9 protein-coding genes and 2 tRNA genes are annotated in these 14,763 nt (G+C 43.9%); 4 read left to right on the top strand and 7 right to left on the bottom strand.

Annotated elements, in window-relative coordinates; translation table 11 throughout:
- Window positions 1-843: an AAA family ATPase gene (locus tag F752_RS0100990; protein ID WP_017729852.1), complete on the bottom strand. Its 843-nt coding sequence runs from the start codon at window positions 841-843 to the stop codon at window positions 1-3.
- Window positions 844-1,062: 219 nt separating this feature from the next.
- Between F752_RS0100990 and F752_RS0100985 the strand changes: the two genes are divergently transcribed.
- A complete protein-coding gene (locus tag F752_RS0100985; protein WP_017729851.1) occupies window positions 1,063-2,691 on the top strand; it encodes an OmpA family protein in 1,629 nt (542 codons plus the stop codon).
- Window positions 2,692-2,933: 242 nt separating this feature from the next.
- Here the strand turns inward: F752_RS0100985 and F752_RS25120 are convergent, their stop codons facing one another.
- Complete coding sequence (locus F752_RS25120; protein WP_017729850.1) at window positions 2,934-5,102, bottom strand: ATP-binding protein; 2,169 nt, start codon at window positions 5,100-5,102, stop codon at window positions 2,934-2,936.
- Between the two features lie 607 nt (window positions 5,103-5,709).
- The gene (locus F752_RS23285; protein WP_017729848.1) at window positions 5,710-8,109 is read right to left on the bottom strand and encodes a S9 family peptidase; all 2,400 of its coding nucleotides are present in this window, start codon (window positions 8,107-8,109) and stop codon (window positions 5,710-5,712) included.
- 439 nt (window positions 8,110-8,548) lie between these two features.
- On the opposite strand from F752_RS23285, the gene F752_RS0100955 reads away from it, so the two are divergent.
- Window positions 8,549-11,686 (top strand): PAS domain S-box protein, encoded by a 3,138-nt coding sequence (locus F752_RS0100955; RefSeq protein WP_017729846.1) that lies wholly within the window; start codon window positions 8,549-8,551, stop codon window positions 11,684-11,686.
- 46 nt (window positions 11,687-11,732) lie between these two features.
- Here F752_RS0100955 and F752_RS23280 read toward each other — a convergent pair whose 3' ends face one another.
- Both F752_RS23280 and F752_RS0100945 read right to left on the bottom strand, forming a co-directional pair.
- Entirely contained in the window at window positions 11,733-12,416 is a 684-nt protein-coding gene (locus tag F752_RS23280; protein WP_017729845.1) for a tetratricopeptide repeat protein, read from the bottom strand.
- 186 nt (window positions 12,417-12,602) lie between these two features.
- Window positions 12,603-13,358 (bottom strand): prealbumin-like fold domain-containing protein, encoded by a 756-nt coding sequence (locus F752_RS0100945; RefSeq protein WP_017729844.1) that lies wholly within the window; start codon window positions 13,356-13,358, stop codon window positions 12,603-12,605.
- A gap of 445 nt (window positions 13,359-13,803) precedes the next feature.
- On the opposite strand from F752_RS0100945, the gene F752_RS26785 reads away from it, so the two are divergent.
- Both F752_RS26785 and F752_RS26555 read left to right on the top strand, forming a co-directional pair.
- Window positions 13,804-13,926, top strand: a complete 123-nt coding sequence (locus F752_RS26785) for a hypothetical protein (RefSeq protein ID WP_017729843.1) — start codon at window positions 13,804-13,806, stop codon at window positions 13,924-13,926.
- A 39-nt stretch (window positions 13,927-13,965) separates the two neighbouring features.
- Window positions 13,966-14,322 (top strand): ATP-binding protein, encoded by a 357-nt coding sequence (locus F752_RS26555; RefSeq protein ID WP_316928859.1) that lies wholly within the window; start codon window positions 13,966-13,968, stop codon window positions 14,320-14,322.
- Window positions 14,323-14,508: 186 nt separating this feature from the next.
- On the opposite strand, the gene F752_RS0100930 is transcribed toward F752_RS26555, so the two are convergent.
- Both F752_RS0100930 and F752_RS0100925 read right to left on the bottom strand, forming a co-directional pair.
- Window positions 14,509-14,582: transfer RNA gene (locus F752_RS0100930), tRNA-Asp, on the bottom strand.
- A 42-nt stretch (window positions 14,583-14,624) separates the two neighbouring features.
- Window positions 14,625-14,698 (bottom strand) — tRNA-Asp (locus F752_RS0100925).
- Window positions 14,699-14,763: the final 65 nt, after the last annotated feature.

The raw sequence follows: 14,763 nt of genomic DNA, 5'->3' as shown, positions 1-14,763 counted from the left end.
TTAAGAAAACCTTCGGCTGTAATGAATTTGCTTCTCCAGTAGCTGTAGGTCCTGTTCGTTTTTAATCAGGGCACCGGCATATGGAGGGAGTTCCTGTTGTAAATCGACCTGCTCTAACTGTTCGGCCGTTGTTTTTGCCGCCAGCAGTAAACGTATCCAGTCAAGGAGTTCGCTGGTAGAAGGGCGTTTTTTCAACCCGCGGCTTTCCCTCACTTCTGTAAAAAGTTCCAGTGCCCTTTCCAGCAGGCGCTCCTCCAATCCCTGGTAATGCACATCTACTATTTGTTTAAGAGTGTCGATATCAGGGAAACTGATGTAGTGAAAAAAGCAGCGCCGCAGAAAAGCATCGGGTAATTCTTTTTCATTATTGGAGGTAATAATAATGATGGGGCGCTGCCGGGCAACAACTGTCTTTTGAAGTTCATAGCAGTAAAACTCCATTTTGTCGAGTTCCTGAAGCAGGTCGTTGGGGAATTCAATGTCCGCCTTATCAATTTCATCAATCAGCAGTACAGGAGCCTCTTCGGCCTCAAAGGCTTCCCAAAGGCGGCCCTTTTTGATATAATTGACAATTTCATGCACCTTATCGCTACCCAGCTGCGAATCGCGCAGGCGGCTAACGGCATCATACTCATACAGTCCCTGCTGTGCCGTGGTGGTAGACTTAATGTGCCAGGTGAGTAACGGCTTTTGCAATGCTTTGGCTATTTCAAAGGCTAAAAGCGTCTTGCCCGTTCCGGGTTCTCCTTTAATCAACAGGGGCTTTTCCAGGATAATGGAAGCGTTCACCGCTATCTGCAGGTCTGGAGTGGCAATGTAATGGTCGGTCCCTTCAAATTTCATGTATATACTTTGCTTTGCTCTGGAATGGAATGCAAAGTAGCAGGTTTTGTTCCGGTTTTGCAAACCCCCTGATTATCAGCTCTACAAATGGCGGAAGATAAAATTATGGTAATGAGGAACAATAATTTGATTCCCTAAGAATTATATAGTAGGTTGGCAGCCAATTTCACCTATTTGTATAAATTCGCAAACCTCATCAGGATATTGATTAAATTGTGTATGATTTTTAATAAAAAAAAATTCACTCATTTTTATGGCCCCTTGCTGTCGGCCACCCTGTTTTTTGCCCATGGAGCACATGCTCAAAAGGAAGCGGAAGCTATTGTGCCGGATACAGTAGTAAACAGTCGCTTTAATGAAATTAAGCCTGTTTTTTCGCCCGACGGGCAGCAGCTTTATTTTACCCGCAGCAACCATCCCCTCAATAGTGGGGGGCGCCGGGATAAGGGAGATGTGTGGCAGGCGAAGGTAAAGGCTCCAGGCGAATGGGCAGCCGTTAAAAAGCTTGGTGGGGCCATCAATTCCTCCCAGGTAAATATGGTAATTGGTTTTTCTGCAGATGGAAAAGATCTGTACTTCCAGACCTATAATCCTGAAACAAAAGGGAAGCGGCAGTCCGGGATATTTAAAATGCCCGTAGGCGGGGGTAAGGCAGAGCCTGTTACTATCCATTATTTTTTTAATGGAGCAAAATACCAGGATGCCAGCATTTCTCCGGATGGAAAAGTGATGTTACTGGCGCTGGAATCTTACAGTACCTATGGGTTAGAAGACCTGTACGTGAGTTTTTTGCAGCAGGATGGCAGCTGGAGCGAACCCAAGAATTTAGGACTTGATATTAATACACCCAAGCAGGAAATGAGTGCCTGGCTCGCAGCAGACGGGCAGACGTTATATTTTGCTAGCAATGGCCGTGGTGGCTCGGGCAGTATGGATATTTTTCGCAGCAGAAGGTTAGACGGCAGCTGGAAGCGGTGGAGCAAGCCGGAGAATTTAGGACCGCAGGTAAACTCCGCCGGTGCTGACCTATACTATGCTGAGGCACCGGACCGAAAGTGGGCTTACTACTCCTCCACCCAAAATAGCGAAGGCTTTGGCGATATTAAAAAAATAAGGATTCCGGAGCAGGAAGACAGCTTACCTGTACTGGCCGAAGAAACCCCAATGGAGGAGGTAATAGAACCTTTTGTAGCAGAAAAGATTGTGGCAGCTGCAGAAGATTCTATAGAAGAGGTTACCGTACTGGTAAAGCAATCTTTTGATCTGGAAGGAGAGGTGCGGGCTCAGAATGGTAGCCGCTTGCCTGCCAAAATTCAGCTGAGCAGTGTGGAAGGGGATTTTTCGCAGGAAACCTCCACCTCCGGAACATTTAAAGTGAGTTTGCCTGAAGCAGGAGCATACCTGGTAAAGGCGCAAACTCAGGGATTTTTTCCGGTCGACACTGTAGTGCAGGTAAACGAAGGGCTTCAAACACTCCGTTTGAATTTAAAGCCAATTACAGTAGGTGAAACTGTTCGGCTTGATAATGTGATGTTTCGCCAAAGTACCGCCTTCCTGCTTGAAGAGTCAAATGCTGCACTCGACGAGGTGGTGGAATTGATGCAGGAAAATCCTGAAATGGAAATTTTGCTAACCGGCCATACAGACAACCAGGGGAGCTCCAAAGCTAATATTAAACTGTCGCGCGATAGGGTAGAAGCAGTTAAAAACTACCTGATAAGCCGTGGTATAGAAGAAGAAAGGATAGAAGGAAAGGGCTATGGGCCTACCCGGCCTATTGCAAGTAATGCCAGTGAAGAAACCCGGAAGCTGAATCGGCGGGTAGAGTTTATAATTATTAAGAAGTAATATGAAGATTTTAGAAATGGCTTAGCCTTTAAACTAAAAACTTCTCCATTCATAGCCGCCGGATCCAAAGGGTTCGGCGGTTTTTTATGCCGGACTGCTGAGCAATGATAGAACTGATTGTATTAGCTCTTTTTTCTGAAACAGGTCAGAAAAAAGAGCGCGTCCTCTTGTAAAGCCTTCGGTAACCAGCCTTTTAATGGTTGTTGCCCTTAAACATTTATAGTGGTAACGGAAGAAAAATTTCATGTACACTCCCTGGGAAAACGCAGGGTAAAGGTAGTGCCTCTCCTGTATTCCGACGCCACACTTATTTCGCCTCCTAATTTCTTTACGGTATCCTTAACAATATAAAGCCCGAGACCAGAGCCTTCAGCACTGTCCGTAGCTCTAAAGAACATATCAAAAATATTTGGAAGATAGGCTTCTTCTATTCCCCTTCCGTTGTCAATGACATGGATCAGGATATCTTCATCCTTCAGCTGAGATTTTATTTCAATGGTGGGCTTATCCTGCTGGTAGTTGTGGTATTTAATGCTATTGGTAATGAGGTTGCTCAGTATAATCTTTAGTCTTTTTGAATCAGTGCAAAAGCGGGTACCTTCCTCTATATTTCTGATGAGATCTATTTTCTCTATTCTTTTGTAGTACTTCAGGTCTTCAAATATACAATCCAGGATTAGGTTCAGGTCAATATTTTCCTTTACCAGCTCTTTTTTCGAATTGGAGGAATACTCCATTATACTTTTAATAAAGTCCTCCAGCTTGTCAACACTGGAATGCATCAACCTGAAGTAAATTTCCTGATTCCCAATTTCTTTCTCTAGCTGGGCCACATTAATGAGTCCTTTTAAGGATTTTAAAGGGGCCACCAGGTCATGAGAGGAGCGATAGACAAAGTTGTCTAGCTCTATATTCTTGATACGGAGTTCATTGTTGGTAGCCCTTAGCTGCTCCCTCTGCTCGACCAATTCCTGGGTACGGTTGCTGATTATTTTGCCAAGGCGCTTGTTTAGCAGGTGCAGCCTTTTTGTTCTATAATGTACTCCCGATAAAATAACTGTTGAAAGAAGAAGAAAGCCGAGAATGAAAGCTGGAGTGGTTTTAAACCATGGTGTTGGTATGCTTATAGGAAGAGAAGCTTTTAAAGATTCTGTTTTTCCTTTATAACGGGCTTTTACATGAAATGTGTAAGAACCTCCATTGAGGTTGGTATATTCTTTTTTAACATCAGATTTCCAGTTGGACCAGCCTTCTTCAAAACCTTCCAGGAAATAACTATACTCCAGTTCGTCTTTGTGGAAGCCGGGGGTGGCATAATGGAAAACAACGGTGCCTGTAAAGGCTTCCCCAAGAACCAGTTCAGACTCTCTGGAGGAAAAAGGGAGGTTTTGTTCGTTACCGGATACGGAACGGATAACCGTTTTTAACAAGCTGGAGTCATTTTCGGAAGAGTAAGGCTGAAGATAATTAAGTCCTGAATCTGAAGTAACCCAAAGGTTTCCCCGCTTATCTGTCACCATTTCACGCAGATAGGTTCCTGTTAATCCATTCTCCTTATTGAAAGATTTAACGATTTCCCCCTCTCTGTTTAGGAAGAAAAGTCCGCTTTTAGCCGTGGAAAAAGCATAAAGGCTGTCTTGCCAGGTGAGTCCGAAATAGACAGAATTCTTTTTTAAAAAATCATTTTCCTTTCCTTTCCATGGCCTGGTTTTATAGGTGCTGGTGTCGATTTCAAAAATTCCATTATCAGCCGTTACCAGCAGCTGTTCTCCTTTTAAACCCTTCAGGTATCCAAAAGCATTATCATCTTTTAAAGAGAATTCTTTATTGACCGTATGGAGGGAATCTTTTACCACAAGGGCGAGTCCTTTTTCAGCAGGGGAAACAAACAGCTTTTCACCAATGGCAAAGATGTAAGCTTTCTTCACATCAATTTTATGAATATCAGTGCCATCGTAACGCAGCAGCATCTCCATGGAAGAAAAATAAATATCCTTTCCAACAGAAACAATCTGCCAGATAAAGCCTACCGATTCCTCTCTTGGCAGTTCCAGAAGATGGCGCAGGGAGGTATACTCATATACCCCTTCTGCATTGCGCTCGATATAGCCAAGCTCGTTTCCAGCCCCTACAAAAATTCTCTCATCTTTTGCCAAAAGTGCCGTAACTGCTGAAAAGTCCTTTACTGAAATAAGTGTCCATTCACTGCCATCATAAGCTAAAACTCCACTCTCGTTTGCGAAATATACCACACCATCCTCACCTTCAACGGCTGAATAATTGATGGAAGTTGCCTTGTAATCTCCGGCACTAAAGGTTTTTATAATAATAGAATCAGGTTCTGCTGCTTCTGCAGAAATGGAAAGAATAAAGAAGGAGAAAAGGAAGCAGAACTTTTTGAAATAACACATTCTTAATGAATCGCTTTAAAAGGAATTACAGGATTGCTTTTCCAGCAAAATCAAAAATATAGAAGTTCATGAAGGATTGAAAGCCTGTGCATGATAAATCCAATTTTAGTTTAAGTTTTGCTGTGACGGAATATTACTTTCGAAGCAGGAAAAGCTGAAACATCATTCTTAGGTCCTTTGACAGAGAAGATAATTAATGTTAAGCACTTTTTTTTCTGATCTGTAACCACAGAAACCGGGAAAAAATGCTTTTTTAGCTTGCTAGCGAACTGGAAATCCATAAACAGGATGATGTAATAAATTACCTGTTTCGTTTAATTTGAAAAATTTTTCGATAAACTTTCCTATACCAAACTTCACCTGATCAGTCGCCCCATCCTTTAACTTTGGCAATTTGTAGAAGGAGAACATTCCATTAGAAATCATTTTTAATGAAGCGTTGCTAACCTCTTTGCTATAACTGAGTACGGAACAGATATCCATCTGAGAGAAATGGCCGGAATTTGTGATGGAAAAAGGAAGCCGAAAGGATGTTGAGGCATAACAAAAAAAAATGTTGCTACAGCTAGGGCCGTAGCAACATTTTATGATATGAGGTATCGGTGTTTTAGTTAGACCCCTCTTCAGGGACAGGGGCTTTATCTTTAAGTGTTTCTTCAAAGAGCTTCAGAATACGGCTGTACTCATCCGTCCAGCTGCTTGGCTCCACAAAGCCATGGCCTTCCAGCGGATAAACTGCTAGCTCCCAGTTTTCTTTTCCCAGCTCAATAAGCCGCTGAGAGAGTCTCACCACATCCTGGAAATGTACATTTGTGTCGATCATTCCGTGAGCAATTAAAAGATTCCCTTCTAATCCTTCTGCAAAATAAATAGGCGAGCTGCGGGCATAGGCCAGACTGTCGGCATAGGGCTCGTTCAGGATATTGCTGGTATAGGGGTGATTGTAATGTGCCCAGTCTGTAACAGATCGGAGGGCTGCGCCTGACTCAAATACCTCCGGCTGGGTAAACATGGCCATTAAGGTGATAAAACCACCATAGGAGCCACCGTATATCCCGAGGTTTTCAGGATCTGCTCCTAACTCTTCCACCAGCCATTTGGCTCCGTCTACCTGGTCGCTCAGGTCTTTTCCGCCCATATGGCGGTAGATGGCTGTTCTCCAGTCGCGCCCGTAGCCGGCGCTGCCACGATAGTCAATATCCAGCACAGTGTAGCCTTTGTCGACTAAAAGGTTATGGAACATATATTCCCTGAAATAGGAGCTCCACCATTTGTGGGCATTCTGGAGGTAGCCTGCACCATGAACAAACACAACGGCAGGTTTACCTTCAGAGCCTCCTTCGGGCTGGTACAGGCGGGCAGGCACCTCTGTTCCATCGCTGGCTGTAAAAGTAATGAATTCAGGCTCCCTCCAGGGGTAGGCTTTCCATTCTTCTGTAAGTGATTCAGTAACTTTTTCGGCGGCTACGCCTGCTTTTGCAGGTTTTATGTATATTTCTGGCGGTCGGTTTGCAAAGGAATGCAAAATGGCTAGCGTCTTTTCGTCCGGGGAAAGGACAACATCATTTCTGCCTTCCATTTCCGTAAGCTGAACCACTTCTCCTCCCTTAGCCGGCATGCGGTAAAAATGCCGTTCGCCCGGGTGAACTTTATTGGCATGGAAATACCAGCTTTTGCCATCCTCCGATAATTGGGGTTCATAAATCTCAAATTTTCCGGAGGTAAGCTGCTCCTTTTTGCCATTTTGGATATCAGCGGTGTACAGGTGTGAATAGCCGCTTTCTTCCGACTGGAACCATACTTTTTGCCCGTCGGGCATCCAGCCCATTTCGCCCATGCTAAACAGCCAGTCAATACCAGGCCCTCCAATCCAGGCCTCATCACGCTGGTGATCCAAAACTTTTGGTTTTCCTGTTTCTAAATCGAGAAGGGCAATCCATCGATCTTTATTGTCAAGGCTGCGGATTTCGATGAGCGCTTTGTTCGCTCCATTCTCCGGATACAGAGGTCCATGAACGATTACCTCCTGGAGGCGCTCAAATTCTTTTTTATATTCATTAGCAAACTCCGGTAGCTTATCAAGGCCTGGTAAGTCCTCTTCCTCCAAAACATAAGTCGTATCTAACTGTCTGTCATAGATGCCAAATTCCACCTGCATTTGTTCGTGGCCAACTTTTGGGCGCGCCTGCAACATTTCGGTATAACCCGATTCAGTTACATAATCTGGAACCTCAGTTGAATTGTTGTCCTCCTCATCTGTTAGCTGGTAAGTGATAAAACGTTCGTCAGGACTAATCGAGATATCATTTACCTGACTTTCGCCGGTATATATGGTTAGCGGTTTGCTGGGTTCCTGCATTTTTTCATATGCCTCTTCCTGCTCTCTACGCTCCTTCCGCTGCCGCAAGACTTCGAAGTTAGCCAACTGATCCTGTTCAAGCCACTGGTCCTGTTTTTTAGGGGTAGGCTCTTCCTTGGCTTTTCCGGCACGAAAATCCGTTAGTTGTTCAAGGGCAGCAGTAGGGCGGTGGAGCTTAAATAAATTATCATCCTGCACAAATAAAATATCCTGGCCTTCTTTATCGTATTTAGCACTGCTAATACTGTTAAGGGTCTGGTAAAGCATGTGCCTGCGGTTGCTTTTAAGATCCCGCTCAAACAACTGTCCCTTCAGAATATATAACTTTCTACGGCCGGAGGGGTCGGTATCCACTTCACGGGCCATGATAAACTGCTCTTCTGCTGGCTCCGCTTCCATTATTTTTCGGCTCCGGAGGTTAATTTTGTATAAAGAATCGCCTGCTGCCTTTTTCGGATTCCAGTAAAAGAAAAGGTTTCGGCCATCCTCTGCCCACTCAAGGCCGGAAGGAGCGGTTCCAATCCAAATTTTTGGGTCCTGCATTATTTGCTGAACACTTAGCTCAGGCCGCTCTTTTTCCTGGGCATAGATACCACTGCTCATGAATAAGAGGAGCAGGATCATTTTCAGAGACTTTTTCTGCATCATATAGCTTAAACGATAAGGGTTTCCAGGATCAGTTGGTGGCGATAGTTCGGGCCACTTTCCTCCTGTTTTGATGAAAATTCAAAAATACGGAATATTCTGGTTAACTGCATTTTAAAGTTTGTTGTGCTTAATTCTCCCTAAAAAGTACATGTTGAGCAGAGGAAGCAAATTGTACAAAGTGGCTGAACCTTCCGGCTATACAATTTAATTATTCCCTTCACTTATAAAAATAAATGGCTTTTATTAGGGTAAGAAGTGAGTGTAGACTAAAATAAAAAAGAAGAGTTCTGGTAAAAAGTTCAATAAAAGTGTTAAACTTACATATCCAAATAAAGGCTAAGTTTGAAACGGAGAAGTTCAATGAAAAAAGATTGCTGGTTCCAGTGCTCGTTTCCCCCTTTGTTCATACTATCTAAGGTTTTGCTGCTTTCCTTGTAAAATGAAAAAGGATTCCATCCATATTATTCAGTCATCCTCTGATCCTATAATCCTTTTTGTCGGTACAAAAGTGCTGGAAGGAAGTAGGGCTGCTCTTGATTTTTTTGGTTTCGAAGACAGGTTTAGCTTTTTAAATGCCCGTTTAGAAAACTTTTTTCCAGCGGAGCAGGCAAACGGTGTTCCCTCTCTGCAAAAGTTTCATCAAATAATTCGTCAGGCTCATGATGAAGGCGTTGGCAAAGATACCTTCCTTTGTAAAAATCAGCAGGAGGAGCTTTTTGTAGCGGAAGTAATAGTTCTTGCCCTGCAACAGGAGCAGGAAGGAGAGGTGGTGTACCAATGTAAGTGGAGATTGAGTGAAAAGGAGAAGAATGGGCATCGCTCTCCGTTGTCTCTCACATTTTCCATCCCGTCACAACCTGTGGGCGAGATAAAGGTGAACCAGAAAGGCGAAATAGTTTTTGCCGATTCTGTAGCAGCCTCTTGCCTTGGTTACAGCATTCAGGAGCTAATGGAGATTTCTTCCCTGGCGGACTTACTTGTTTATTCTGAAAATGGATTAGGGGAGCCTGCCAAAGCAGAGCATTGGATTAAGAGATTGCAGGAAGAAAAGGGGGCTCGGCAGGAGGTAAGCCTTGTCTTTCTCACCAAAGAACGGAAGCAGGTTTTATTTCAGGTTAATCTGCAGGAAGAAGAGGGGAAAGAAAAATGGGAGAACTACTGCCGATTGTTGCTCCGCCCTGTAAACCTTCATGGTCTGGCACAGAATTACCCTTCAGCCACTTTGTCGGCCATTGAACTGGAGAGTCTTCGAAAGGAAAATAAAAACCTGAAGAGAAGTCAGAAAGCACTAAAAAAGTCATTGGAGCGCTTTAGGCTGCTGGCGAATTATTCTCCTGATGTTATCATGCAGTTCGACAGGGCTTATCGCCACCTGGTTGTTAATTCGCAGGTCGAAGGGCAGATTGGTTTTAAGGAGGAGGAATTTATTGGAAAAACACATGCAGAAATGGGTTTTCCGCCTGAATTTGCACGGCAGTGTAAGGAGGCTCTACGGAAAGTATTTGACTCTGGAGAAAGCCACAGGCTCGACCTGCAACTGCCAACAGGGAGATGGGTTGATTGGTACCTGATTCCTGAATTTGGGGAACAGGGGAAGGTAAATACCGTGATAACGACAGCCAGAGATATTACCGACCAAAAGAAAACCCAGCTTCAGCTGCAAAAAAGTGAAAGAAAACTGCAGGATGCTTTTAAAGTAACGCGGCTGTCGGCATGGGAGTATGATTTCCTGTCAGACCAGGTTATCCTTAATCCGGAATTTAATGGTCTCCTGGGGTTCCCTGAGTCGCAGAAGAAAGGATTGTCGGGAAGAGAGTTCGTAGAGCAGTTTGTAGTGAGGGATGATTTGGGCAAGTTTCGCTTCGTGATTGATGCGGCACTGGAAAGCTGTAGTGAAGACTTTCAGGAGGTAATCGATTACAGAATCAGGCGCACAGATGGAGAAATTGTGCATATTCTGGCAAGTGTTCGTCTCGAGATAGGGGAAGATGGTCGTATAGCAAAAGCTTATGGCACCAGCCAGGACATTACCTACCTGCGTCTTACCGAACAGGAGCTGGAAGAGTACCGTACCAGCCTGGAACGTTTAGTAGATACCCGCACCCAGGAGCTGAAGCGCAGTGAAGCTAAGCTGGCCGATGCTCTTCGCCTGGCTAACCTTGGTACCTGGGAGTTTGATCCTTCTCTCCAATGCTTTATAGTGAGTGACGAGGTGCTTGAAATAATAGGAAGCACTGCGGAAATAGAGGAAGGGAATGTTATTAGCATTGACAGGTGCAAAGAGATTATCCTGCCGGACGATTATGAGCATTATCGTCAGGTTGTAAACAGGGCCACGCAATCTGCAGACGATTCTTTTACCGAACAAACAGAGCTGAGAATTGTCCGTTCCGATGGCGATATCCGTCATATTTACCTCAGCATTAAAATAAATAAACAGCCGTTTTCTCTCCGTTTTTTTGGCACCGTTCAGGATATTACAGAAATCAGGCGGACCGAAACGAAAAAGAATCAGCTGGATGCCATTATTGAAACCACTTCGGATATTGTGGGGATCGCTCATGTCGATGGCAGTATTTCTTACCTGAACAAAGCCGGAAAATCCTTTTTTGGAATTAAGGAAGAGGAAGAAATGCTTCACAAAACGTTCAGCCATTTTCAGTCGCCAAAGCATGCCCGGAGACTTACCAAAAAAGAACTTGAGCATGCTGCCATTCACGGAACCTGGGACGGACAGAACCAGTACATTCGCTGGGATGGAACGGAAGTACCGGTATCGCAGGTAATTATTGCGCATAAGAATAATGAGGGGGAAGTGGAAAGTTACTCCACCATTATCAGGGATATATCGCAACAGAAGAAGATTGAGCAGGACCTGATTTTCAAGAACAATGAACTTGATACTTTTGTCTACAGGGCCTCGCACGACCTGAGAGGTCCTATTGCTACCTTAATGGGTTTGTACAACCTGGTGCAGTATGAACAATTTAGCGAAAAAGCCTGCTCGCTCTTTGATATGTATAATAGTCAGGTACTTCGCTTAAATACCATTACCCTTACCCTCATTGAACTAACCAAAATCAAGGAAAGTGAATTCAGACCTTCCGAAGTCAATTTGGGAGAGCTGGTGAGCAGCATCTTCAGCAAAATGCAGGGGATGACAGAGAGCAGGAATATGTTTTTTCAGCGCGATATTGAAGATATAAGAGGTTTTGTTAGTGATGAACGTCTGCTGGCTGTAATTTTCCAGAACCTGGTGGAGAATTCCATCAAGTATAAGCGGCAGGATGTGGATCCATTTGTCAAGGTAGAAATCCGAAAAAAAGAAGAATCAGACCGGATTATTATCAAAGTGTCTGACAATGGAATTGGCATTGACAGCAATATTCAGCCTAAAATCTTTAATATGTTCTTCAGGGGGAATGAGCGTTCCAGTGGTTCAGGTCTTGGATTGTATATTTTGAAAAATGCAGTTGAAAAGCTGGGGGGGCGGGTAACGCTTTACAGTGTAATGTATAAAGGAACAACCTTTAAAATAGAGCTGCCACCCATTTCACCGGAACCTGCCGGGGAGTAGGTAAATAGCCCTGCCTTTTTTAAGTTATGTAAATAAGATTTTGCCCTTAACGGGCTCTTTTTTTAAATAAAAAGGAAACAAAGTCCCTGAAGCCTGAACGGGTCGTTAGCACCGAACGGGCCACAGAGCCATACTGTCTCATATTTACTCTGGGTCGTCTTTTCCTTTTAGTGGGCGCGTACTGTGCCTGTATCCTTGCCGGGTCGACCTGTTGAACGATGTTTCCATCCAGTGCATCGGCTTTCGTAAAACTTTTGCTTGCCTGTTCCCGACGCCCTAGTTTTTCCTGGATGAGTCCCAGGTTGTTGAAGGAGACAGAGTCTTCAGGATCGAGCTCTACGGCCTTTTTATAATCGGCAATAGCTCCCTCCGGATCGCCTGCCTTATCCTTTACAAAGGCCCGGCTACTGTAGCGGTAGGGGTTTTCCGGATCAAGCTTTTGGGCCAGGTCAAGGTCGGCTAATGCTTCTTCTATCTGGGCATTTAAAAAGTAGGCCACTCCTCTTTCACTGTGGAGAACAGGGTTGTTAGGTTGAATTTGAATTGCAGTGTTAAAATAGTTGAGGGCTTCGCCAAAGCGTTCCAGCTTTACATAGGCTGCACTAATGGAGGTAAGAGCTGTTAAATTTTCAGGCTCCTGCTGGAGTACCTGCAGGCAAAGGGTAATAGCATCTTCATATTGTTCCTGCCTGAAAAGTTCATTGGCTTTCTCCAAAAGGTCATTCATCATTTTTGCTGGTTGGTTTAGGTAAAGTTAACAATTCCTGCCTTAAAAGGACAGGGAAGTGGCGAAAAAAGGACAGAGACGGGAGTTTTAGCGGAGGAAGGCCGGGATTAATTAATAAGCAAAAAGTCCCAGCCAGGTATGGGTGGGGCTTCAAATACTGAAGAAACGTATAATCTAAGGTGCCTTCTTTTATTGCGTATAAACAGCCTTAAATATCAGTCTTGCATCCGGGTGAAGGTCAGGGCCATTTATTTCCAGCTTATCCTTACCCATGCTCAGAATGTTAATAATTACATCGTCTCCATCTTCGTATACGGTGGTAATGGAATTACCGTTTATGGAGAAATGGCCGGATTTTTCCTGCGGGTCTGTACTTTCGCATTTGGTAGCTCCTTCGTCATGGTGGTGCAGGAAACTTTTCGTAAAGGTCATCAGACCATCACGGGAGCAGGCAGGGAGTTGATGAGTATAATCCTGCTCGCCAACATAAATTTTATCAAGGATCCAGCTCTTTTGGTAGCCGGCTATGTATCCCAGAACGCTTTCCTTTATCACGACACTGAGCGTGTTTATCTTGAGTTCCTCTAATGGTTCTTCGGTGGTAACTATGCCGTCCCAATTGGTTAAAAAAGTAGACGTACCATAAGTTACACTGAAGTAGTATGTTTTGGGATCCAGCCCGCTAAGCTTTACTTTTCCGTTTTCGTCACTGGTCCCGCTTCCTGCTAATGCACTTTCGCTCTCCTGAAGATAGTTCTCCTCGGAATCATACAGCTTAACCAGCGCTCCTTCAACAGGATTTCCGTCATTATTTAGAATGGTAAATTCCATGGAAGTTCCTGTTACAGGCTCAGGTTTAGGCTCATCTTCCGGGGAACAGCTGGAAGAGAAAAGGAACAGGGAAAGAGCAAAAAGACAGAGAAGGCTGGTGTAATGCTGTTTCATGTTTAAATAAAATTTGTTGATGGTTAACTGCAATACTACTGCTATTGAGGAGCTATACCAATGGAAGGTAATAAATCTATTTTTTTTGTGCTTTTGTGGTGATTGACATCTTTTTGCCGGGACTGTTTTATATTCAATGACTCAGGTCCTTAGGTGTAAAGGCAGATATGGAATTTGTGGAGATAGCCCTGCCCGGGATGGTGGGTTCTCATGTAATATTATGTTGCAACGGCTTCAGGAACGAATAATGGTGAATGCTGAGGTGTTCAAGTCATGTGAGACTGGAGGGGCTCTAATTTAACAAAGCTTAAAATGACAATTTCTCCTGTTCTCACGACCTTAAAGGTCCTCTTGCCAACATAGAAGGATTGATTAAGCTTTTGAAGATGCTTCAAAAACGGAAGAGGAGGACGCAAAATCCATCATTAATGTATTAAGTTTATCTGTGGGAAACCTCAGAAAAAGCATTGGCGACCTTACCACAAAAATCAGTACCAGCAATGATACCACCGCTCGTGCAGAAGAAGTAGAGAAATCAATTTTGGAGAAGGTTATTGAAGATGCTTAGCTTTCATTGAAAGATAAAATCGTGGAAACTGATGCATGAATTATTACTGAATTTAATGTATCCGCAGTAGGGTTTTCGAAAAAGAATATCAGAGGTATCGATTATAATCTTTTAAGTAATGCCATAAAATACAGGGCAGCAGACCGAACACCTGAGATATTAATTAAAACCGAAAAGTTAAATGATTACATACTCATGTCCGTTCGGGATAGTGGACGTGGTATTGCTGAAGATAAACAGGAAATGATCTTTACCCGATACACCAGAATAAGCAAGGATGTAGAAGGAACAGGAGTGGGGCTGTTCATTGTAAAAAGAATGGTGGAAGATGGGGGAGGTAAAATTGAAGTAGAAAGTTCTTTAGGTGAAGGAACAACTTTTAAGGTTTACTTATAAGGAGTAGGGTTGCTTAATTTGGAGCGGGTACATTTGATGTCAGATAGCAGTAAGCCTGCTGTTGGCCTGGAGCACCCACGCAGGTCATTCCTGTAAGGAAAAAACCTTGTAAAGAATGTGTGAGGTTTCAAGGATATCAAAAAAACATAAAAAAAGCCCCTACAACTAAATGTAGAGGCTTTTAAGCGGAACGGACGGGACTCGAACCCGCGACCCCCTGCGTGACAGGCAGGTATTCTAACCAACTGAACTACCGCTCCAATACTTTGGAGATTCTTCCGGAAATAAATCAATAAACAATGCGGAACGGACGGGACTCGAACCCGCGACCCCCTGCGTGACAGGCAGGTATTCTAACCAACTGAACTACCGCTCCTTCAATTTTTCCTCCCGGTCATTTCCGTAAGGTGATGCAAAAGTATACGCATTAGGCCTACTATG

Origin of the sequence: Nafulsella turpanensis ZLM-10 (assembly GCF_000346615.1) — a bacterium.
Classification (GTDB): Bacteria; Bacteroidota; Bacteroidia; order Cytophagales; family Cyclobacteriaceae; genus Nafulsella; species Nafulsella turpanensis.
This window is presented reverse-complemented; position numbering and strand designations above follow the sequence as displayed.

Bases quoted from the DNA above. Each gene is read 5' to 3' on its own strand.
- F752_RS0100945 (WP_017729844.1), bottom strand. From the start codon at position 13,358: ATGAAACAGCATTACACCAGCCTTCTCTGTCTTTTTGCTCTTTCCCTG.
- F752_RS0100955 (WP_017729846.1), top strand. From the start codon at position 8,549: ATGAAAAAGGATTCCATCCATATTATTCAGTCATCCTCTGATCCTATA.
- F752_RS0100990 (WP_017729852.1), bottom strand. From the start codon at position 843: ATGAAATTTGAAGGGACCGACCATTACATTGCCACTCCAGACCTGCAG.
- F752_RS25120 (WP_017729850.1), bottom strand. From the start codon at position 5,102: ATGTGTTATTTCAAAAAGTTCTGCTTCCTTTTCTCCTTCTTTATTCTT.
- F752_RS0100985 (WP_017729851.1), top strand. From the start codon at position 1,063: ATGATTTTTAATAAAAAAAAATTCACTCATTTTTATGGCCCCTTGCTG.
- F752_RS23280 (WP_017729845.1), bottom strand. From the start codon at position 12,416: ATGATGAATGACCTTTTGGAGAAAGCCAATGAACTTTTCAGGCAGGAA.
- F752_RS23285 (WP_017729848.1), bottom strand. From the start codon at position 8,109: ATGATGCAGAAAAAGTCTCTGAAAATGATCCTGCTCCTCTTATTCATG.